Origin of the sequence: Methylobacterium sp. Leaf91 (genome assembly GCF_001422815.1) — a bacterium.
In the GTDB taxonomy this organism is placed as follows: Bacteria; Pseudomonadota; Alphaproteobacteria; order Rhizobiales; family Beijerinckiaceae; genus Methylobacterium.
In genome coordinates, this window is the sequence record NZ_LMMP01000045.1 from 147,561 (window position 1) to 170,276 (window position 22,716).

Annotated in this window: 15 protein-coding genes and 1 other RNA gene; 12 read left to right on the forward strand and 4 right to left on the reverse strand. The window is 66.2% G+C overall.

Translation table 11 applies throughout. The features are described 5' to 3' along the window. Complete coding sequence (fae, locus tag ASF32_RS19225; RefSeq protein WP_056432453.1) at window positions 1-540, forward strand: formaldehyde-activating enzyme; 540 nt, start codon at window positions 1-3, stop codon at window positions 538-540. 60 nt (window positions 541-600) lie between these two features. Here the strand turns inward: fae and ASF32_RS19230 are convergent, their stop codons facing one another. From ASF32_RS19230 to pepN, 3 genes are all read right to left on the reverse strand, one after another. Further along, window positions 601-1,047, reverse strand: a complete 447-nt coding sequence (locus ASF32_RS19230; protein WP_056432076.1) for a hypothetical protein — start codon at window positions 1,045-1,047, stop codon at window positions 601-603. Continuing rightward, window positions 1,044-3,449 carry an ATP-binding protein gene (locus ASF32_RS19235; protein ID WP_056432078.1) on the reverse strand — a complete coding sequence of 802 codons (2,406 nt, stop codon included), beginning with the start codon at window positions 3,447-3,449 and terminating at the stop codon, window positions 1,044-1,046. Before ASF32_RS19235 ends, ASF32_RS19230 begins: the two co-directional genes overlap by 4 nt. 191 nt (window positions 3,450-3,640) lie before the next feature. Further along, window positions 3,641-6,283, reverse strand: a complete 2,643-nt coding sequence (gene pepN, locus ASF32_RS19240; RefSeq protein WP_056432081.1) for an aminopeptidase N — start codon at window positions 6,281-6,283, stop codon at window positions 3,641-3,643. A gap of 169 nt (window positions 6,284-6,452) precedes the next feature. Here pepN and ASF32_RS19245 point away from each other — a divergent pair, with 169 nt between their 5' ends. After that, on the forward strand, window positions 6,453-6,893 hold the full coding sequence (locus ASF32_RS19245) for a VOC family protein (RefSeq protein WP_056432090.1): 441 nt from the start codon (window positions 6,453-6,455) through the stop codon (window positions 6,891-6,893). A gap of 54 nt (window positions 6,894-6,947) precedes the next feature. Here ASF32_RS19245 and ASF32_RS26030 read toward each other — a convergent pair whose 3' ends face one another. Beyond that, window positions 6,948-7,124, reverse strand: a complete 177-nt coding sequence (locus ASF32_RS26030; RefSeq protein WP_200919194.1) for a hypothetical protein — start codon at window positions 7,122-7,124, stop codon at window positions 6,948-6,950. A gap of 168 nt (window positions 7,125-7,292) precedes the next feature. Between ASF32_RS26030 and rnpB the strand changes: the two genes are divergently transcribed. From rnpB to ASF32_RS19290, 10 genes are all read left to right on the forward strand, one after another. Next, window positions 7,293-7,688, forward strand: an RNA gene (gene rnpB / locus ASF32_RS19870) — RNase P RNA component class A. Window positions 7,689-8,116: 428 nt separating this feature from the next. After that, window positions 8,117-9,181 (forward strand): 16S rRNA (cytosine(1402)-N(4))-methyltransferase RsmH, encoded by a 1,065-nt coding sequence (gene rsmH / locus ASF32_RS19250; protein ID WP_056432096.1) that lies wholly within the window; start codon window positions 8,117-8,119, stop codon window positions 9,179-9,181. Continuing rightward, window positions 9,178-9,654, forward strand: a complete 477-nt coding sequence (locus ASF32_RS19255) for a hypothetical protein (protein ID WP_056432099.1) — start codon at window positions 9,178-9,180, stop codon at window positions 9,652-9,654. Before rsmH ends, ASF32_RS19255 begins: the two co-directional genes overlap by 4 nt. A gap of 121 nt (window positions 9,655-9,775) precedes the next feature. Beyond that, window positions 9,776-11,491, forward strand: coding sequence for a penicillin-binding protein 2 (locus ASF32_RS19260; RefSeq protein ID WP_210348164.1), 1,716 nt, complete (start codon window positions 9,776-9,778; stop codon window positions 11,489-11,491). After that, window positions 11,488-12,963 carry a UDP-N-acetylmuramoyl-L-alanyl-D-glutamate--2,6-diaminopimelate ligase gene (locus ASF32_RS19265; RefSeq protein ID WP_056432104.1) on the forward strand — a complete coding sequence of 492 codons (1,476 nt, stop codon included), beginning with the start codon at window positions 11,488-11,490 and terminating at the stop codon, window positions 12,961-12,963. The genes ASF32_RS19260 and ASF32_RS19265 overlap by 4 nt, the downstream gene beginning before the upstream one ends. Window positions 12,964-13,162: 199 nt before the next feature. Then, a complete protein-coding gene (locus tag ASF32_RS19270) occupies window positions 13,163-14,626 on the forward strand; it encodes a UDP-N-acetylmuramoylalanyl-D-glutamyl-2,6-diaminopimelate--D-alanyl-D-alanine ligase (RefSeq protein ID WP_056432107.1) in 1,464 nt (487 codons plus the stop codon). Between the two features lie 128 nt (window positions 14,627-14,754). Next, complete coding sequence (mraY, locus tag ASF32_RS19275; RefSeq protein WP_056432110.1) at window positions 14,755-15,837, forward strand: phospho-N-acetylmuramoyl-pentapeptide-transferase; 1,083 nt, start codon at window positions 14,755-14,757, stop codon at window positions 15,835-15,837. 209 nt (window positions 15,838-16,046) lie between these two features. Then, a complete protein-coding gene (murD, locus tag ASF32_RS19280; RefSeq protein WP_056432113.1) occupies window positions 16,047-17,405 on the forward strand; it encodes a UDP-N-acetylmuramoyl-L-alanine--D-glutamate ligase in 1,359 nt (452 codons plus the stop codon). A gap of 230 nt (window positions 17,406-17,635) precedes the next feature. Next, window positions 17,636-18,886 carry an O-antigen ligase family protein gene (locus ASF32_RS19285; protein WP_056432116.1) on the forward strand — a complete coding sequence of 417 codons (1,251 nt, stop codon included), beginning with the start codon at window positions 17,636-17,638 and terminating at the stop codon, window positions 18,884-18,886. 159 nt (window positions 18,887-19,045) lie between these two features. After that, entirely contained in the window at window positions 19,046-22,705 is a 3,660-nt protein-coding gene (locus ASF32_RS19290; protein ID WP_056432119.1) for a PAS domain S-box protein, read from the forward strand. Window positions 22,706-22,716: the final 11 nt, after the last annotated feature.

Consider the following 22,716-nt stretch of genomic DNA (forward strand, 5'->3'; position numbering starts at 1 on the left):
ATGTCCGAGATCTGGTTCCGCACCGGAGAGGCCACCGTCCTCGCCGCCGATGGCCAGTACACCGACGCGATGCCGGAGGTGCTGATCGGCTCCACCCGTGGCCCGGTGGGCCAGGCCTTCGCCGGCATGATGGGGCAGGTCCAGGGGCATACCCGCATGTTCGTGGTGCGCGACCTGAACCAGCTCGTGCGCCCCTCGACGATGATGACCACCAAGGCGACGATCCACACCGTGGAATACGTCAACCTCCTGGGCGGCGTGGTTCAGGCCGCCACGGGCGATGCCATCGTCGATTGCGTGATCGAGGGCATCCTGCCGAAGGACGGGCTCGACGACCTATGCATGATCATCATGATCTGGCTCGACCCGCGCTGCGCCGAGGACGCCAATCTCGACCAGAAGGACCTCTACCGCACCAATTACGAGGCGACGAAGCTCGCCATCGCCCGCGCCATCAAGGGCGAGCCGACCATCGACGAGCTCATCGCCAACCGCAAGACGGTGAAGCACTACGCGCTCGAGGACATCGTCGAGTACTGAGAGACTGGGGGTGGGGGGATGCACTGGCGTCCTTCCACCCGCCGCTGGATCCCGTCTCCGTCAGCCCGGCGGGATGCGGCCCACCGAGCACAGGGTGCGGATCGAGCCCGATGGATCGGTGTAGCAGCTCGCCGACCACCCGTTCTGCTGGATGAACGACTTGCGCCGCTCGCGGAGCGACGTCTCGTAGGCCTTGCCGATGGCGCTTTGAACCGCACCGGCGTTCTCACGGGTCGCCGCCGCACCGGCAATCGCCAGATCCTGGAAATAGACCGCCGAGGGTGTCGGATCGCCGGAGGCCGCCTGGACGATGGGCTCGGACCTGCAGGTCAGGTCGATCTTCGTGCCGTTCGGGATCTTGAGATCGATGCTCGGCCCTTGCCGCCTGCCGACCTTCGCGCCGATCTCGGAAGCGATTCTCGCCGCCAGTCCGTCGCACTCATCCGCATGGGCCGGGACCGCCACGGACAGGGTGATGGCCGCTGTAAGATAAACCGGCCGCATCACGCTGGAACGGCCGTCGGATTCCGCTTCTGCAGCCCGCCCGATCCGGCTCCGCCGCGCGGTTGCGCGCCCGACGCCTCGCGCAGGGAATCCACGGTTTCGTCGGAACCGGGGGCAACGAGATCACGCCGCCGTTCCGCCGTCGGCATCGGCATGCAGACCAGGATGATCGTGCCGAGACCCTCCTCGGACCGGATGCGCAGCGAGCCTCCATGAAGCTCTGCCATGGAGCGGGCGATGGCGAGCCCCAGGCCGGAGCCCTTATGGGTCCGGGTGAGGTTCGTCTCCACCTGCTGAAACGGTGAGCCGAGACGGCGAAGAGCGGCTTTCGGGATGCCGATCCCGTTATCTTCGATGAAGATGTGGACCCGGTCGCCGGCCGGCCGCGCCTTGACGATGATGCGCCCGTCTCCGCCCGGCGTGAACTTCACCGCGTTCTGGATGAGGTTCAGGAGGATTTGATGCAGCGCGCGGCCATCCGCCAGCAGGGTCAGGTCGTCTGAGACGTCGACGTCGATGCTGAGTGATTTCGCCCGGGCCGACTCGGCCACCAGCTTCAATGCGCCCTGGACGGCGGTGTCGAGGGGGACTTCCCGAAGCGCGAGGCGGACGCTGTGCGATTCGATGCGCGACATGTTGAGGATGTCGTCGATGACCGAGAGCAGGTAGTCGCCGCTGGAGCGGATATCCCGGCAATATTCCGTGTAGCGGGGCGATCCCAGCGTTCCGTAGACTCCGCTTTCCATCAACTCCGCGAAGCCCATGATGGCGTTGAGCGGCGTGCGCAGCTCATGGCTCATGGTGGCGAGGAACTCGGATTTCGCCTGGTTGGCGGTTTCGGCTTGGGCCTTCTGGTCGAGGTAGCGTTCGGCGAGGTCCGCGAGCTGCTGGGTCTGCAGTTCGAGGGTCCGGCGCGAGCGCTTGAGGTCCTTGACCGTCTCGATCAGTTCGCGCTCGGAGGCGACGAGCTGCTCCTGCTGGCGCTTGAGGTTGGTGATGTCGGTGCCGACCGAGACGTAGCCGCCGTCCTTGGTCCGCCGCTCGCTGATCTGGAGCCAGCGGCCGTCGGTGAGCTCCGCCTCGAAGGTGCGGGCGGTCGCCGACGAAACCTCGATCTCCCGGAGTTCGCGGCGTACCGGCGGCAGGACGCCCCGGCCCATGATCTCATGGTAGCGCTTGCCCGGAGTCGCATCGTCGGGACTCAGAGCGTGGAGGTGGCGGAATTTCGAATTGCACAGGACGAGGCGGTTGCTCGTGTCCCACAGGACGAAGGCTTCCGAGATCGCCTCCACCGCGTCGCGGAGGCGCATGTCGGCGGTGGCGTTGGACTCGGCGAGCTGACGCTGTTCGGTGACGTCGAGTGCGATGCCGACCAGGTGCCGGCCGCCATCGAGCTGATCGGGGACGACCTCGGCGCGGGTGCGCAGCCAGATCCAGCCGCCATTGGCGCTGCGCATGCGGAATTCGTGATCGACGGTGGATTGGCTCGCAGCCAACTGGCGGGCCAGGGCGTAGAGGTCCCCGTCATCGGGGTGGACCAGGGCGTTGACGTCGCCGAAGGACAGGAACTCGCGCTCCCGGCGATAACCGAGCAGGGCGTACATCGAATCCGACCAGTAGATCCGGCCGCGCGGAATATCCCAGTCCCACAATCCGCACCGACCGCGACCGAGCGCCGTGTCGAGCCGCTGCTTGATCTGCTCGCACAGCCTGTCGACCGCATAGGCCCGCTGGGTCTGTAGCGCGTAGGCGATGCCGATCCCGACGATCACGAGGGCGGCAGCCGCGTAGAGGACCGCCTGATGCCGCATCCGCGTGGCCCAGGCATCGAGAATGGGGGCGATCGGCTGGATCACCGCAACCTGGCCGCGACCTTTGGGAAGCGTCCGGAGGGCCGCGAAGGCCTGTTCGCCATTGGCGAGGGTCAGCGCCATCACGCCAGCGCGTTCGCCCAGCGTGCTCAGGGCCTGCATCTCTCCGAGGCGGTCCGCGATGGTCCCGCTCAGGTCCGTCAGGGCCGGGTGGGCGCCAAGAAGCGTTTCGGAGGACGAGGCCACCAGGATCTGGCGGCCCGACGGCATCAGCGAGGCGGGGAGCAGAGTCTCCAGACGCGACCGGATCGCGGGCGGCGTCGCTTCCGCGTCCGACATGGCGGCCGTGACGAGCCGCGTGAAGGTCTCCATGTCCGTGACCGCATCGCGCAGGATCTCACTGCGCTCGCCGCGCAATTGAAGCGCTGCGCCGGCCGCCAGACAGACGAGAAAGGTGGCGAGGAAGGCGGGCACCGCATAGCGGAGCCAGATCTCGGCACGGACGAACCGGGTATGAGCCGCAGTCTGAGGGCGGTGAATACCGAGAATCGTATCCGCACGTGCGGAGAGGGAAGCGGAATCCGCCTCCAGCATGACAAGCCCCCGCAGCTGCTGGTGAGTCGTTCGGGGCATGTCGGTGAGTCACGCTCCGAATCGTATTCAATTCAGCATTTCCACAGCCAACTTGTCCACGAAATTCTTGGCCGTCCGCTTGACTCCTGGCGCAGTGTGGCAATCAGATTCAGAGAATCAATGGATCGAATTTAACCTTATTTTGGAGTGTGTTAACCATCACCGAGGGTCCGGGCCAGAATATCAGCCACATCACGGGAAAGCCCTGTCCTGGAGGCAATTTCTCCAAGCGTGGCCTTGGCTTGGCTACGCCGCACCGGCTCCCACATTCGCCACGAACCGAACGCGGTCAAAAGCCGCGCTGCGAGCTGGGGATTCGTCCGATCAGTCGTCTGAACCGCGTCCGCGAGCAGTCCGAAGCCCGCTCCATCGGGTCGGGCGAACTGCGTCGGGTTCGCCATGGCAAAGCTCCCGATCAGTGAGCGTACGCGATTTGGATTGGTGATCGCGAAAGCCGGATGCTGCTGCAGCCTCTCGATTCGTTCGATCGTGCCGTCTTCCGGGATCATCGCCTGGATGGCGAACCACTTGTCGAGAACCAGTGGTTCGTCGGCATAGCGGAGGTCGAAGGCGTTGAGCGCGGTTTCTCTGGCCGTTCCCGGGATCGAGGCCAGGACCGAGAGTGCCGCCAGCCGGTCGGTCATGTTGGTGGTGTCAGCGAGTTCGGCAGTGGCGAGCTCGACGCCTCGCTCCCCGTTCGAAGCGGCGATCAGGTCCAGGGCGGCGTTGCGCAGGGCCCGGCGACCCGCCGAGACCGCACCGGGGTCGAATGGCGCGTCCGCTCCGTCCGCCATGGCGGCGCGAAGGGTCTCCAGGCGCGGACCGAGTCCTCGTCCGATCTGGCGCCGCAGGATCTTTCGGGCCCGATGGATCGCATCGGGATCGACATCGGAGCCCAGATCGCCGGCGACGTCGCCTTCGCTCGGGATGCCGAGGACGAGGGCTGCGAAGGCAGGATCGCTTGAGGCCTCGTCGTCCAGGAAGGTAGCGAGCGCCTCGATGAAGGCTTGCGCGGCGGGGTCCGCCTCCTCCGTGAGCGATGCGTTGGCTCTCGTGCGTTCGACGATCAGGCGCAGGGCGATGTTCTGCGCAGCCTGCCACCGATTGAAGGCGTCGGTGTCATGGGCGAGGAGCGTCAGGCGGTCGGCATCGCTCGATGCCATGTCGGTGCGAACCGGGGCGGAGAAGCCTCGGAACAAGGACGGGACCGGCCTCTCGGCGACGTCTGTGAAGACGATCTCGTCCGACGTTCGGTCAAGGACGAAGACGCCCTCGCTGACGCGTTCGCAGGAAGCAGCGATCGGGCCGCGCTCGCCTACGAGGCCGAGGGCGATGGGGATGACGAGGGGCGGGATGCCTTCGGCGCCTGCCAGGCGCTGGCTAAAGCGCAGACGATAGGTCCGTGCGGCAGCATCGTAATCTCCTTCGACGCTGACCGTTGGTGTTCCCGGACGCTCGTACCATCTCGCGAAAGCCGACAGGTCGTGCCCGGTCTCAGCGGCGAAGGCAGCGAGGAAATCCTCCACCGTGGCGGCTCGTCCGTCGTTCTCGACGAAATAGCGGTCCATCCCCGCGCGAAAGACATGGGGGCCGATCAGCGTGCGCAGCATCCGCACGATCTCGGCACCCTTTTCGTAGACCGTTGCCGTGTAGAAATTGTTGATCTCGGCATAGGCCCGGGGCCGGACCGGATGGGCCAGCGGCCCGGCATCCTCCGGGAACTGGCGGGCGCGCAGCGTCCTGACCTCGCCGATGCGATGGACCGCGCGCGAGCGCATGTCGGACGAGAATTCCTGGTCGCGGAAGACCGTGAGGCCCTCCTTCAGGCAGAGTTGGAACCAGTCGCGGCAGGTGACGCGGTTGCCCGACCAATTGTGGAAATACTCGTGGGCGATGATCCGCTCGATCGCCGCGTAATCGGCATCGGTGGCGGTGTCGGGCGAGGCGAGGACGTATTTGTCGTTGAAAATGTTGAGGCCCTTGTTCTCCATGGCGCCCATGTTGAAATCGGACACCGCCACGACGTTGAAGACGTCGAGATCGTAGGCGCGGCCGAACGCCTCCTCGTCCCAGGTCATCGAGCGGGCGATGGCGTCGAGGGCATAGGCGGCCCGGTCCGATTTGCCCGGCTCCACGTAGACGGCGAGGGAAACGGGGCGGCCGTCCATCGTGGTGAACGGGCGGGACACCCGGTCGAGGCGGCCGCCGACGAGGGCGAAGAGATAAGCGGGCTTCGGGTGCGGATCGTGCCAGATCGCATAATGGCGACCCTGGCCGGCAGGCCCGGCTTCCGTCAGGTTGCCGTTGCCGAGAAGGACGGGCGCTTCGTCGGCATCGGCCTCGATCCGCGTCGTATAGACCGACATCACGTCGGGCCGGTCGAGGAAGTAGGTGATCCGGCGGAAGCCGTCGGCCTCGCACTGGGTGCAGTAGACGCCGCTCGACCGGTAGAGGCCCATGAGCTTGGTGTTGGCGGTCGGGTCGATCCGCGTCTCGATCGCCAGCGTGAAGGGCTTTTGCGGCGGCTCATGCACCGTCAGCGCCGAGGCGGTGGCGGAATAGGCCGCCGGATCGAGGATTTCGCCGTCGAGCGACAGTCGCGTCAGCGTGAGATCATCACCGTCCAGCACCAGGGGCGTGTTCGGGCGTCCGTCCGGGTTCGGGCGCAGGGCCAGGGTCGCGACGATCCGCGTCTCACGGGGATGGAGCCGAACGTCGAGTGCCACCGTGTCGATGAGGTGGTCGCTCGGCCGGTAATCATCGAGACGGATCAGGGTCGGGCTTTCGGTGCGCATGCGGTTGGTCCTGATCGGGAGCGAGGACTAAGAACGGCTCCGCGTCGTCGGCCCGCTCGGCTTCCACCCTCAAGGTATGAGAGGGGGCGGGAGCGTCGGGGGCATCGCGGCGTTGACGCCCGGCATAGTCGGGCCACATAGGCGGCATCAACCGGAGACGACCCAGCCCATGGAATACCTGCACACGATGGTCCGCGTGGCGGATCTCGACAAGGCGCTCGCCTTTTACGTGGACACGTTCGGCCTGCGCGAAACCCGCCGCGTGGAGAACGAGAAGGGTCGATTCACCCTCGTCTTCCTCGCCGCCCCCGGGGATTACGACACGGCCCTGGAGACGAAGGCGCCCCAGGTGGAGCTCACCTACAACTGGGATCCGGAGACCTATTCCGGCGGGCGCAATTTCGGTCACCTCGCCTATCAGGTGGACGACATCTACGCCTTCTGCGCGCGCCTGCAGGACAAGGGCGTGATCATCAACCGGCCGCCGCGCGACGGCTACATGGCCTTCGTGAAGTCGCCGGACGGGATCTCCATCGAGATCCTGCAGAAGGGCGAGGCCAAGGCGCCGCAGGAGCCGTGGGCCTCCATGGAGAATACCGGCTCCTGGTAGGACGGCGAGATCGCGGGGCGCGTCATCGCGCGCCCCGCGATCTCGGTTCTAGATCTATGCGCCGCCCGCTTCGCTGGCCGGCGTGATGCCGAGTTCGGCGAGCTTGGCCGAGACGGCTTCGATCGGCCGCTTGAGCTTCAGGCTGATGATGGAGACCGGTACGCGCTCGCGCGCCAGCGTCCGGAGTTCGGATACGTTTTCGAGCGTCCAGGCCGAATCGCTCGCTGCCATGGTCACCTCCTCACGTTGGCGGGCCGCCGCGACGGGCGTGGCCCTATTCGATGAGCTAGGGCCACGTGGATCGTCGAGCAAGCCGCCGAACAAAATCCCGCCATGGCACCCGGATGGGCATCCGGCTCCTTGACCTCGGGCGCGATGGCGGCGCACATCCGCGCCGGATCAGTCGGCCGGGCGGCCGCTCCGGTGCGAACCGGGGAGGAAAGTCCGGGCTCCATGGAGAGACGGTGCCGGATAACGTCCGGCGGGGGCGACCCCAGGGACAGTGCCACAGAGAGCAGACCGCCCTGCTTCATGCAGGGTAAGGGTGAAAGGGTGCGGTAAGAGCGCACCGCGGACGCGGCAACGCGGACGGCACGGCAAACCCCACCGGGAGCAAAACCGAATAGGGGCGACACGCCTTCTCCCGAAAGGGATGGGGCAGGCCCTCTCTCCAGGCTCGTCGCCCGGGTTGGTTGCTCGAGGCGTTCGGTAACGAACGTCCCAGAGGAATGGCCGCCACGTCCGGAAGTTCGCTTCCGGGCCCTACAGAACCCGGCTTAAAGGCCGGCTGATCCTCTTTCCCCCGGCATCGGCCAGCGCTTGGCGAGCTCTCTCACACCCAACGAATACGCTGCATAAAACCGACGAAACTTACCGTCGGTTAACCTTGCTGAGGTCTGATCGGACTCGGCGGCTCACATGCGGGTCCGCGCGTTGACGGTGCTCAGAGGCTCATGTTACCCGGAATCACTTCGTCAGCGGCGATTTTGGGAACGGCGGACGCGCTGCGCGCTCGCCGGGGGCGAAGTGCGGGCCGCGTCCGCGACGTCTCCTCTTTCTTTGCCGTTCCGTCTCCTCCGGCCGCCTCGAAGCGGTCGATGCCCGCCGCAGGGACGCATGCGTCACATCCCATCTTCCGCCGCCGCCAGGCGTCCCCGACTCGTTCCAGCCCGGTGCGGGTCTCTGCGATCGGTTCCGTTCCGAGCCGCCGGTCGGGTTTCGGCATGACGCTCACTCATGCCGCCGCCGCCGGCGCGGTTACCGCTGCGCCGCACATTCCGGTGCTAATCGCCGAAGTGGTGGCATCGCTCGCACTTCCGGGCACATCCCTTGTTGTCGACGGAACCTTCGGTGCAGGCGGCTACACCCGCGCGATGCTGCATGCCGATCCAGGGATCCGCGTGCTCGCGATCGACCGCGATCCCACTGCCATCGCAAGTGGCGCCGGCCTCGTGGCAGCTTCCGAAGGGCGTTTGACCCTCGTGCCCGGCCGGTTCGGCACGCTTGATACGCTTGTCAGGGAACAAGGCATCGAATCTGCCGACGCCGTCGTCCTCGATATCGGCGTCTCCTCGATGCAGATCGACCAAGCCGACCGCGGCTTCTCGTTCCGCAACGATGGGCCCTTGGACATGCGCATGGAGCGCGCCGGCCAGAGCGCCGCCGACCTCGTCAATGGCGCCGAGGAGGCGACGCTGGCCGACATCATCTACCATTACGGCGAGGAGCGCCGCTCGCGGGCGGTGGCCCGCGCCATCATCGAGGCCAGGCGGAAAGGCCCGATCGAGACCACGGCGGCGCTCGCCGAGATCGTGTCGAGCGTGGTCTGGGCGGATCCCGCCAGCGGAATCCATCCGGCCACCCGGACGTTCCAGGGGCTGCGCATCGCGGTGAATGACGAATTGGGCGAACTCGTCCAGGCGCTCCATGCCGCCGAGCGAATCCTCCGGCCGGGCGGACGCCTCGCCGTGGTCACGTTCCATTCCCTGGAAGACCGTATCGTCAAACAGTTCTTCTCCGCGCGCAGCGGTCGAGCGGCCCAGGCCTCCCGTCATCTGCCAAGCGCCGATGCGCCGACCCCGCGCAGCTTCACCATGGTGACGAAGGGCCCGGTGACGGCCTCCGACTCCGAGGTTCATGCCAATCCCCGCTCGCGCTCGGCCAAGCTCCGGGCGGCGGAGCGGACCATGGCGCCGGCCGCGCCGCCGCTGGCGGCCATCGAAGCGCTGGCGGCTCTTCCCGCCCAGCGCGGTCACCTCGTCTCGAAGAGCGGTGGAGTGCGTCGGTGATCCGTCTCCTGAACGTCGTCGCCATTCTCGGACTGATCGGCTCGGCGATTTACGCCTACTCGATCAAGTACGACACGCTGTACCAGGCCGGTCAGGTCTCGAAGGCCAAGAGCCAGCTCCACAAAGAGCGGCAGGCCATCGCGGTGCTCCGGGCCGAGTGGCAGCTCCTGACCCGGCCAGACCGCCTTCAGGCCGCCGTCGAGCGTCATCTTGCCCTGGAGCCCATCGGCGTGAATCATCTCGGCCGTCTCTCCGACCTGCCGATGCGCCCAGACCGCGGTGACGAGATCGGTCGCCTGCTGGCCGCCACCGCAACGCCCAAGGAAAAATCTTCGGCGAAGGCTGCCGATGAGCCGAGGACGACCGGGTCGATCACCACGCGTACGACCACCACCAAGCCGACTGTGACCGCGTCGACGATCAAGACGACCACCGTCCAAACCACCAGAACGCCCAATACGGTTTCGAGGTAGTCCCGTGTCAGACGAGACCGTTCACGATCACACGCTCCACGCCGCCGACGAGGCCGGTGATGCTCTTCCGCAGGAAGGCGCTCCGCAGCCCGTGGCCGCCACGCGCCCGCCTTGGACGCCGATGGGCTTGGTGCGGGCGATGTTCCACCTTGCTATCGAGCGGTCCTATGCTCGCGTCGGCCTCGTCGGCCTTGGTTTCGCGCTGGTGTTCCTGACCATCGCCGGCCGATTGGTGGCGATGGCGGCCTTCCCTCAGGCCGATAACGGAGACAACCGCGTCGCCGCCGCGGCCACCACGGCGATCCGCCCCGACATTGTCGACCGCAACGGTGAGATCCTGGCCACCGACATCCGCACCGTGTCGGTCTTCGCCGAGCCGAAGAACATCTACGACAAGGACGAGGCGGTCGAGCTTCTGACCGCCGTCCTACCCGAGCTCAACGCCACCGATCTGCGTGCCAAGCTCTCGACGAAGAAGGGCTTCGTCTGGGTCAAGCGTGAGATCACCCCGAAGCAGCAGCTCGAAGTGCATCGCCTCGGCATTCCCGGCGTCGGATTCCTTCCCGATCACAAGCGCGTCTACCCCAACGGCACCGCGGCGGCCCATATTCTGGGTGTGACCAACCTCGACAATATCGGCATCGCCGGTATCGAGAAGTACATCGACAATACCGGCCTGAAGGACCTGAACAGCCTCGGCTTCGTCGCCAAGGCCACCGACCTCCGCCCTGTCCAGCTCTCCATCGACCTGCGGGCGCAGTTCGCCCTGCGCGACGAACTGGCCTGGGGCGTCGATCACTTCAAGGCCAAGGCCGCGGCAGGCCTGATCCTCGACGTGACCACCGGAGAGGTGATTGCACTCGCCTCCCTGCCGGATTTCGACCCGAACAACCCGGCCGAGGCCAACAATCCCGACCGGATCAACCGGATGAATGTCGGCGTCTACGAGATGGGCTCGACCTTCAAGGCGATGACCCTCGCCATGGCGCTCGATTCCGGCAAGTACAACGTCAACTCGACCTTCGATACGCGCGGCGGCGTGCTGACCTGGGGCCGGCAGAAGATCCACGAATATCACGGTACCAACCGCACCATCACCATGCCGGAGGTGTTCACGCACTCCTCCAACATCGGCTCGGCCAAGATGGCGCTCGGCATCGGCGTGCCAGGTCACAGGGCCTTCTTGAAGAAGATGGGTCTCACCGACCGGATGCGGACGGAGTTGCCCGAAAGCGCCGAGCCCATCGTTCCCTCGCGCTGGACAGAAATCAACACCATCACCATCGCGTTCGGTCACGGCCTCGCGGTCGCGCCGCTCCAGGCGGCGGCGGCGGTGGGCGCGATCACGAACGGCGGTAACCTGATCGTGCCGACCTTCCTCAAGACGACGGAAGCCGAGGCGCTGAAGAAGGCGACCCGCGTGCTCAAGCCCGAGACCAGCGAGGCGATGCGCTTCATCATGCGCCTCAACGCGGTGGAAGGATCGGCCAAGAAGGCGTCGATCCCGCTCTACTATGTCGGCGGCAAGACCGGCACGGCGGAGAAGGTCATCCACGGCCGCTACGTCAAGAACCGCCTGTTCACGACCTTCATGGCAGCCGCGCCCATGAACAACCCGAAATACCTGTTCGTCACCATCATGGACGAGCCGCAGGGCCTGCCGGAATCCGGCGGCTATGCTACCGCCGCCTGGAATTCGGGCGTCGTGACCGGCCGGGTGATCGAGCGCGTCGCCCCGATTATCGGCCTGCCGCCGCAATTCGATCCGCCGGTGAAGCCATTCCCCCTGATGGTGAAGCTCGGCGCCTATCACGCGACGATGCTCGACCCGCGATGAGCGACATGAATGTCGGTTCGCTGTTCCCGGACCTCGATGTCGGGCCGGCCTCCAGCGCGATCGTGACGGGCATCACGGCCGATAGCCGCCGGGTCGTTCCCGGTGGCGTCTTCGTGGCGGTGCCCGGCACGCGGGTGGACGGCAAGGTCTTCGCCGCCAAGGCTTTCGCAGACGGCGCCGTCGCCATCCTGGGCGAGGGCGATCGGCCCGCCGGCCTGCCGGCTGAGGCTCTCTGGATCCCCGTTCCCGACGTGCGACGGGCATTGGCTCTGGCTGCCGCGCGCTTTTCCGGGCGCCAGCCGGAGACCGTGATCGCCGTGACCGGTACCAGCGGCAAAAGCTCGGTGGCCGATTTCGTCCGCCAGATCCTGTCGCGTTTGGGGCTCGCCTCGGCGAGCCTCGGTACGGTCGGCATCGTCACCGATCGCGGCGCGCAATACGGCTCGCTGACCACGCCCGATCCGGTCTCGCTGCACGAGACCCTCGCGCGGCTCGCCGACGACGGCATCACCCATCTCGCCATGGAGGCGTCGTCCCACGGGATTGAGCAGCGCCGCCTCGATGGCGTGAGGCTCGCCGTCGCCGGTTTCACCAATCTCGGCCGTGACCACCTCGATTACCACGCCACCATCGAGGAGTATCTCCAGGCCAAGCTGCGGCTGTTCACGACCCTCCTGCCGGATGGCCGGCCCGCTGTCGTGAATGCCGATGGCCCTTATGCCGGTAGAGTAATGGAAACCGCCGATGCCGCTGGGCATGAACTCCTTACGACTGGACGCCACGGCGGCTATCTTCGCCTGACCGACGCGACCACCGAGGGATTTGCTCAGGTTCTACGGGTGCATGGGCCCGGTCCGGGAGGGCCGACCGCCTATAGCGTGCGTCTGCCCCTCGTCGGCGCCTTCCAGGTGGAGAACGCGCTCCTCGCCGCCGGCCTCGTCGGCGCCGCCATCGGCCGCGACCGCATGGCGGACATTCTCGCCACCCTCGAACACCTCACCGGCGTGCCCGGCCGCATGGAACGGATCGGCGAGGTCAACGGCGCCCTCTGCCTCGTGGATTACGCCCACAAGCCCGAAGCCCTGGAGAGCGTGCTCGATGCGCTCCGCCCCTTCGCGACAGGTCGCCTGACTTGCGTATTCGGCTGCGGCGGCGACCGCGACACCGGCAAGCGCCCGCTCATGGGCGCCATCGCGGCGCGGAAAGCCGACCTCGTCATCGTCACCGACGACAACCCACGCAGCGAAGACCCGGCCTCGATCCGCGCTGCCATTCTCGCCGCTTCTCCCGGTGCCACCGAGATCGGCGACCGGGCCGAGGCGATCCAGACCGCCGTGCGCGGGCTCCGGGCCGGCGACGTCCTAGTTGTGGCCGGCAAGGGTCATGAAACCGGCCAGATCGTGGGCACACAGGTGCTCCCGTTCTCGGATCACGCAGTTGTCCGGTCAGCGATCGCGGAGGTGGGGGCGTGAGATCGACTCAGGGTGAAACGCTGTCTTCAGCGCGTCTCTCCCTCCCCCCTTTGCGGGGGAGGGTGCCTGCGGAGCAGGCGGGAGAGGGGACGACCTCTCCGGAACCGGCGCTCCCCTCTCCCGACCCGCTTCGCGGGCCACCCTCCCCCGCAGAGGGGGGAGGGTACGCGCGCGGTCGCCCCATGCATGAGTCCGCCCGATGACGACGCCCCTCTGGACCCCCGGGGCCCTGGAAGCCGCTACCGGCGGCACCTTGCGCGGCAACCCGAAGCCGATCACCGGCGCTTCCATCGATACGCGGACGCTGCAGCCGGGCGACCTGTTCTTCGCCATTCGCGGTGAGGCGCGGGACGGTCACGACTTCGTTCGCGATGCCCTGGCGCGTGGTGCCGGGGCGGCCGTGGTCGCGGCTGACCGGGCCGAGGAATTCGCCGGGGCAGGGGGCCTTCTCGCGGTATCGGGGACGAGCGAGGACCCGATCCTCGACGCCATGCGGGCTCTGGGCCAGGCCTCGCGCGCCCGCAGCCAGGCCGGCATCGTCGCCGTCACCGGCTCGGTGGGCAAGACCGGCACGAAAGAGGCTCTGCTTCACGTCCTCTCGGCTCAGGGCGAGACCCATGCCTCCATCGCCTCCTACAACAACCATTGGGGCGTGCCCCTGACTTTGGCGCGGATGCCGGCCGAGAGCCGTTACGGCGTGTTCGAGATCGGTATGAACCATCCGGGCGAGATCGTGCCGTTGACCGCCATGGTCCGGCCCGACATCGCGCTGATCACCACGGTCGAGCCGGTGCATATCGAGCACTTCGCCTCGCTCTCGGCCATCGCCGATGCCAAGGGTGAGATCTTTTCCGGGTTGAGTACGGGCGGGACCGCCATCATCAACCGCGACAATCCGAGTTATCCGCGTCTGCTCGCCCATGCGCATGCCTCGAAGGCGGGGCGGGTCGTCACGTTCGGTGAGCACGAGGAGGCGGATGTCCGCGCCCTTCGCATCGTCATGCGGCCCGATCTCTCGGTGGTGGACGCGGTGGTGATGGGCGTCCCCGTCACCTACCAGCTCGGCACGCCGGGCCGGCACGTGGCGATGAACTCCCTCGGCGTCATGGCGGTGGTCCATGATCTCGGGGCCGATCTCGCCCGCGCTGCCCTGTCGCTCGCCGCGCTGAAACCGCCGGTGGGGCGTGGCGAGCGCACGGCCTTGCGGCTCAAGGAGGGCGAGGCCTTCCTGGTGGACGAGAGTTACAACGCCAACCCGGCTTCGGTGCGGGCGGCTCTGGCCACCTTGTCGGGAATCGAGACAGGGCCGCGCGGGCGCCGCATCGCGGTCCTAGGCGATATGCTCGAACTCGGCGCTTCGGCCGAAGATCACCACCGCGCGCTCGCCTCCGCCGTGGAAGCGGGCGGGATCGACCTCGTCTTCACCGCCGGCCCGATGATGCGGCATCTGTTCGAGGCGCTGCCGGTGAGCCGGCGCGGCGTCTCGGCGGGCGTTTCGTCGGATCTGGTCGATCCGCTCATCGGCGCCCTCCGCGCCGGAGACGCCGTCATGGTGAAGGGGTCGAACAGCATCCGCATGGGTCATATTGTCGAAGCTCTCAAAGCCCGCTACGCGGACGCGGTGGACCGCGCCGAGTCGGCGCAGGCCGCGATCCGCCAATAGACCTCCGTGTCAGGCCCGGCCTCGCACCGGGTTCGCCCGCCAGCCGGGTGCACGGCGGGGATGGAAAGGCGCGCGGCCTCCTCCAACCCCGATGATCCATTCTCAGACAAACCGCGACCGGGTGTCGGATGCTGTATCTCCTGTCGGACCTGAGCGGCACGCTCTCGCCCCTCAACGTCTTCCGCTACATCACCTTCCGCACCGGCGGCGCGCTGTTCACGGCGGGCCTGTTCGTGTTCTGGTTCGGGCCACTCATCATCTCGCTGCTGCGCCTGCGCCAGGGCAAGGGTCAGCCGATCCGCGAGGACGGTCCGCAGACTCATCTGACCAAGCGCGGCACGCCGACCATGGGCGGGCTGATGATCCTGGCCGGTGCCATCGTGGCGATCCTGCTCTGGGCCAACCCGCGCAATCACTTCGTCTGGGTGACCCTCGCGGTGACCCTGGGCTTTGGTGCCATCGGCTTCTACGACGATTATCTCAAGGTGACGAAGCAGTCGCATAAGGGGTTCTCTGGCAAGTTCCGGCTCCTGCTCGAAGCCGCCATCGCCATCTCGGCCTGCACCCTGATCTCGTATTATTCGGCGCCCGCGCTCCAGAACCAGCTCGCCTTCCCGGTCTTCAAGGATGCCTTGCTGAATCTCGGCTGGTTCTACGTGCTGTTCGCCGGCTTCGTCATCGTCGGTGCCGGAAACGCCGTGAACATCACCGACGGCCTCGACGGCCTCGCCATCGTGCCGGTGATGATCGCCTGTGGAACCTTCGGGGTCATCGCCTATCTGGTCGGCAACGTCTTCACCGCCGGATACCTCCAGGTGAACTACGTCCGCGACACCGGCGAACTCGCGGTCGTCTGTGGTGCAGTCATCGGGGCGGGGCTCGGCTTCCTGTGGTTCAACGCCCCCCCGGCGCAGATCTTCATGGGCGATACCGGCTCGCTCGCCCTCGGCGGCCTGCTCGGCACCGTGGCGGTCGCCACCAAGCACGAGATCGTCCTCGCCATCGTCGGCGGCCTGTTCGTCTTGGAGATCATGTCGGTGATCATCCAAGTCGCCTCGTTCAAGCTCACCGGCAAGCGCGTCTTCCGCATGGCGCCGATCCACCACCATTTCGAACAGAAGGGCTGGAAGGAGCCGCAGGTCGTCATCCGGTTCTGGATCATCGCCGTGATCCTGGCGCTCGCCGGCCTCGCGACGCTGAAGCTGCGCTGAGCGTCGTATGACGGTTCGTCACAACTGGTCTTCCTCCCGCCGATCCACCTCGTCCTGAGGCGCCGCAGCGGAGCGGAGGCCTCGAAGGAGCCCTCCACTTCGTGCATTGGGCTCTGAAGGCCTCCTTCGAGGCCCGCTCGCGCGGGCACCTCAGGATGAGGTAGAGGGAGGGGGACAGAGATCAGAGCATTGGCGAGTTCGAGACCCGCATGACCCCCGCCACCACCTTCGCCGGCCGCACGGTCGCCCTGTTCGGCCTCGGCGGCTCCGGCCTCGCCACGGCGGTCTCGCTCCACGCCGGGGGCGCCCGCGTCGTCGCCTGGGACGACAGTACCGAGAGCCAGGCAAAGGCGCGAGAACAGGGCGTCACCGTTGCGGATCTGCGCAGCGCAGACTGGTCGGGTTTTGCCGCCTTGATCCTGGCGCCTGGCGTACCGCTGACCCATCCCGTACCCCATTGGAGCGTCGGTCTCGCCGAGGCCGCCGGGATAGAAATTATCGGCGATGTCGAGCTGTTCTGCCGCGAGCGGGCCAAGATCGCCCCCGATGCACCTTTCGTCGCCATCACCGGCACGAACGGCAAGTCGACCACCACGGCGCTGATCGCTCATATCCTGGCCAAAGCGGGCCGTGACGTGCAGATGGGCGGGAATATCGGCACCGCGATCCTGTCACTGGAGGCACCGGCGCCGGGGCGCTGTCACGTCATCGAACTGTCGTCGTTCCAGATCGACCTGACGCTGTCGCTGGCTCCGAGCATCGGCGTGCTCCTCAACATCACGCCCGACCATCTCGACCGCCACGGCACGATGGAGAATTACGCGGCGATCAAGGCGCGCCTCATCAATGGCTCCGCCCTTGCGGTGGTCGGGGTCGACGACGAGCCGAGCCGCGCCATCGCCGACCGGCATAGGGGGGCGCTCGTGCGGATCGGCGTCGCGGTGCAGGATGTGGATGGGCTGACCGTCCGCGACGGGATCGTGGCCGGGCGCTCCGGGGAGGCCATCGCCGACATATCCGGCATCGGATCGCTTCGTGGAGCGCATAACTGGCAGAACGCCGCCGTCGCCATCGCCGTCGTCCAGGCCCTCGGTGTGACGGGTGACGAGATCGTTTCCGCATTGGAGACTTTTCCCGGCCTGCCGCATCGGATGGAGCAGGTCGGCCGTCGCGAGCGGATGCTCTTCGTCAACGATTCCAAGGCGACCAACGCGGATTCCACCGAGAAGGCTCTCACCGCCTTCCGCGACATTCATTGGATCCTCGGTGGCAAGCCGAAAGAGGGTGGTATCGACCTGCTGGAGCCTCTGTTCGACCGCGTCGCCCACGCCTACCTCATCGGCGCAGCGAGCGACGTCTTCGCCGCGACACTGGAGGGGAGGGTGCCCTATACGCGCTGCGGCACCCTGGATGTGGCGACGAAGCAAGCGGCGGAGGCTGCTGCGAGATCAGAGGCGCCGGAGCCGGTGGTCCTCCTGTCGCCGGCCTGTGCCTCCTACGACCAGTTCAAGAGTTTCGAAGATCGGGGCGACCAGTTCCGCGCGCTCGTGCGGGGGCTGATCGGGTAATCCGACGCCGCGTGATCAAGGCAATCCTGGTCCGCCCCCGGCTTCCCAGGACAGCGACGGCCTGACGCTTAGGCGACCGCCCTCGGCATGCGGGGGACGCAAGACCGTCGGTTTAAGTCTTCGCTGACGGGGAGTGCCTCATGCTGAGGCCGGGCGCGTATCCTCAGGCGGGTTGGACGGGCGGAATGGCGGCAGGCGGGAGATGGAGCGAGAGTGCGGCGGGCGTCGATATGGCGTCGGCTGATCCTCGCCGTGTCTCGTCGGGCCCGCTCCACACCCTCGGCTACGCGCTGTTGGCGCTGGTCATCTTTTTCACGTGCTTCACCTTCATGAAGCCGTCGCCCTATGATTTTCTGGCATTGCCGACGATCGCGTTGTGGTTCCTTCTGGGGATCAGGCTCTACCGCTCGACGATCCTCATCGTCGCGCTTCTGCTGATCTATCTGATGGCGATCGTCATCGCGCTGATACCCTATTTCGACGAGAGCAATTCGGTCGAATGGACGTATCAGGCCGTCTATCTCGGTTTAACCGGGATCTTCTTCGTGATGTTCTTCTCGGACGAGACCTCGGAAAGGGTCGGATTCGTCCTCAAGGCCTACCTCGCCGGGGCCCTTTTCGCCGCGATTTGCGGCATCTTCAGCTATTTCGACGTGCTCGGCGAAGACGTGCTGTTCAAGATGGACGGCCGTGCCTCGGGCGTGTTCCAGGATCCCAACCTGCTTGGATCCTTCCTGATCCTGTCGGTGCTGTACCTCATTCGCCGGATGCTGGTGGGTGAGACGCAGCGGGTGTTCCTGTCGGCGATGGCGCTACTCGCTCTCCTGGCCTGCGTCTTCCTCTCCTTCTCGCGCGGGTCCTGGGGGGCGTGCCTGCTTGGCATCCTCCTGACGATCAGCCTCACATTCGTGACCTCTCCGTCGCGTGCGGTTCGGCAGCGGATCGCCCGATTGTCGGCCCTCGCCGTACTCGTCGGTGCGCTCCTGATCGGCGGTCTTCTGTCGATGGAGGGTGTCTCGGAGCGGTTCACCGATCGGGCGCAGGTCACGAAGGATTATGACGAAGGCGAGACCGGCCGGTTCGGCAACCAGCGCCGCGGCATCCCGATGCTCATCGATCGCCCCCTCGGTTTCGGGCCGCTGAGATGGCGCGTGGTCTTCGATCTGGAGCCGCACAATTCCTATATCGGTGGTTTCGCAAATGGCGGGTGGCTCGGAGGTTTCGCTTTCGTCTCTATGGTCCTGACATCGATCTTCGTCGGATTTCGCTTGTGCCTCAAACCATCGCCGTATCAGGGGCTCGCCCAAATCGTGTTTCCAGCCCTGCTGATGTTCTTTCTGCAAGCATTCCAGATCGATATCGAGAAGTGGCGTCATGTTTATATGATGCTTGGCATGGTATGGGGACTTGAGGCGGCCCGTGTGCGCTGGTTGATTCAGCAACGAGCGACTACCGGCATTCTCGATCGCGGCCGACCGTGATCTTTAAAAAGTATCGTCGATGAAGGGATTACACAGCGCCCTGTGGAGAATGCGATGCGGGCATGTGGAAATCATATTCGATACATCGATCGTTAGCGTCACGGCCGGTAGGTGTGAGTCATCGCAGAGCTGGCACAGCAGCTCGATGAGGACAGCTTCTTGATCACGCCGACTGACGAGGCCGAGCGCGTTGCTGCGCTTCACAGGCTCGGCATCCTCGATACGCCCCCCGAAGAGCATTTCGAGGCGGTGTCGCGCACGGCCAAACGCCTTTTCGGGGTCGAGAAGGCCTATGTCGCCCTCATCGACTCCGACCGGCAGTGGATCAAGTCGGACTGCGATCTCGGCCGCAAGGAGATGCCGCGCCTCGAATCGTTCTGCCATCACACCATCGCCGGTGGCGACATGCTCGTGGTGCCGGATGCGCGCCTCGATCCGCGCTTCGCCGGGAACCCCCTGGTGACCGGCCCCGATCCCATCGTCTTCTACGCCGGCGTGCCACTGTGCCTCGAATCGGGTTTCCGCGTTGGCTCGTTCTGTCTCATGCACAGCACTCCGCGCCCGTTCGGCGTGGAGGATGAAGCGGCTCTGCACGACCTCGCGGCCACCGTCACCGCCCATCTTCGCCTCGCGGACGCCCATGTGAGGCTGGTCCGCGAGGCCGAGGAACGCGCGGCCCATCAGGCGACCATCGCCGACCAACGGGAAGAGTTGCAGCAGCGCCAGAGCGCGCTCGCCAGCGCGCATCACCTGCTCGCCATGGCGGAAGAGGTTGCCGGGATCGGCCATTGGCGCGTTCGGCTCGCCGATGGCCAGACCTTCTGGTCCACCGGCATCTACGGAATTGCCGGGCTCGATCCCGCGACCTCCGCGCCGACATTCGACGGGGCCATCGATCTGCATCATCCCGACGACCGTGAGCTGGTTCGGTCCAGCATCTCCAATGCGCTGGAGCGAAGAGGTGCTTTCGCCTTCGAAGCGAGGATGGTTCGTCCCACGGGAGAAATCCGGACGATGGTGGTTCGTGGCATCTGCGAATGCGACGTGGCGGGTCTGACCGTGGGTCTGGTCGGCACCGCCATCGACGTGACGGACGCCCGGAATTCCGACGCCGCCCTGCGGGAGCGGACGAGCCAGTTCCGCCGTCTCGTGGACGCGGTGAGCGATTGCGCCTTCGTCACCCTCGACCGGACCGGGCATGTCGCCAACTGGAACAGCGGAGCGGAGCGTATCACCGGCTATTCCGCCCAGGATGCCATAGGGCGCCACGTCTCGCGCTTCTACACGAGGGAGGGGCTCGAAGCGGGGGCCCCGCGTATCGCGCTTGCGACCGCTGCTTATGAAGGGAAGGTCAAATTCGAGTGCTGGCGGGTTCGCCGAGACGGCTCGCAATTCTTCGCCAGTGTCGCCATCGACGCCATCCGCGACGAACAAGGCTCCGTGGTCGGCTATGCTGAGATCACCCGCGACATCACCGAGCGTCGGGCGGCCGAACTCGAACTCCAGCGCAGCGAAGATCGCTACCGCACTCTCGCGGAGGCGCTGCCCGCGCTAATCTGGACGACGCGTCCACCGGACGGGACGGCGACCTATGTGAATCCCGCCTTCACGGATTTTTACGGCGCTATCGGTCCCGAGAGGACGGAGCGTACGGCGCGCAACCATCCCGACGATGCCGAACGGATGGAGGTCGCTTGGCGGACCGCCCACAAACGGGGGCGGACCTTTATGGTGGAGGGACGCCTGCGCCGCCACGACGGCGTCTACCGCTGGCACAAGATCGTGATGATTCCGATCCCGACCCATGACGACCGGGCGCCCGACGACGCCGAATGGCTCGGCACTGCCCTCGACATCGACGACATCATCACCGCGCGTCAGCGCTTGGAGGAGACGTCCGACCTGCTCCGCATCGCCCAGACGGCGGCCGATGCCGGTACCTGGGACCTCGACCTCCGGACAGACGCGATCACGCTCAGCCAGAAAGCACTGGGCCTGTTCGGCATCCCTGGGGAGGACGCCCAGGCGATGCCGGTCCGGGACTGGATCCGGCTCGTCCATCCCGATGACAGGCAGGCGGTCCGCGAGGAGGCGGCCCACGCGATCCGGAACCAGCTCAACTACGTCGCGGAATACCGCATCCTCGCGGAAACCGAGCAGCGCTGGATCTCCACCTGCGGACGCGTACTCTACGACGTAACTGGCGCGCCCTATCGTATGGTCGGCCTGCATTTCGACATCACCGAACGAAAGACCGTAGAGGCCGCATTGCAGGCCGCGACAGCCAGGGCCGAGGGGGCGAGCGCTGCGAAGAGCGAGTTCCTCGCTGCTATGAGCCACGAAATCCGCACGCCGCTGAACAGTATCCTCGGTTATGCCGACCTCCTGCTGGAGGAGCCGAGCCGGACGTCCGACGACAGGCACCGCCTCGAATTGATCCAGGGGGCGGGCAGTGCGCTCCTCACCATCGTCAACGATGTACTGGACTTCTCGAAGATCGAGGCGGGGCAGTTCACGCTGGAATTGCTGCCGTTCCCGTTACGCGACCTGATCGAGAACACCGTGGAGATCGTGCGCGGCAGTGCGCTCAAGAGCCCCGTGACCATCCTCTCGCGGCTCGACCCCGCGCTGCCGCCCTGGACCATGGGCGATGCGAACCGGCTCAGGCAGGTTCTGCTCAACCTGCTCAATAACGCGGTGAAGTTCACACTCTCCGGGTCCGTCACCCTCAATGTCAGCCAATGCGGCGAGGAGGCAGCTGGTCCGGTCCTGCGCTTCGAGGTGGTGGATACCGGCATCGGCATCTCGGCGGAGCAGCAGGAGCGCCTGTTCCAGCGCTTCAGCCAAGTCGATTCCTCGATCAGCCGCCGCTTCGGCGGTACCGGTCTCGGACTCGCGATCTGCCGTCGCCTGGTCTCGATGATGGACGGGGAGATCGGTGTCACCAGCACTCCCGGGCAAGGATCGACCTTCTGGTTCACTCTCGTCCTGCCGCGCGCCGACGCAGCGAACGGTGTCGCTGTAGAGGAAGCGGGAATGCAGCCTGTCCGGGCGTTCGCGTCATCGAGAAGGGCACGGATTCTCGTCGCCGAGGATGTGCCGGTGAACCAGGCCTTGGCCCGGGCGGTCCTCGAACTCGCGGGCCACAGCGTCGAGGTCGTGGGCGACGGTGCCGAAGCGGTGGCCGCGATCCGGGATGCCGCGGAAGGACCGAAGGCTTATGATCTTGTGCTGATGGACGTGCAGATGCCGGGCATGGACGGGCTTACCGCCACGCGCCTCATCCGCGCTCTGCCTGCGCCCGCCTGTACGGTACCGATCATCGCCATGACGGCCAATGTCCTGCCGCAGCAACTTGCTGCTTTGACCGCAGCCGGCATGAACGACCACGTCGGCAAGCCATTCAAGCGCGACGCGCTCTATGCCGCTATCGCCCGCTGGACCGATTCTTCGGCTATCCTCGGTGCGCCGGATTCCCCGCCCATTCTCGACCGGGAGATCTTCGACACGTTGAAGGACATGGTGGGGGCGGAGCGAGCCACCGCGCTTCTGTCCATGCTGGCGGATGAACTCGTCGACCGGTTCGGGGCCCCTCCGGACTCGGTCGACCTATCTGGCATTGATCCGCCGGAACTCGCCTACGATGCCCATGTCATGGTGTCCGCCGCCGGGCTGCTCGGCTTCGTCGGGCTGTCCGACCTCTGTCGAGAGATCGAGAACGCTTGCCGCAACGGCGACGATCTGGGCCCGCTGATCCACCGCCTCGCCGTGGTCCGGGACGGTACGCTCGGAACGATCAGGACGTTGCAGGCTGCTTGACCGTTCCGGCC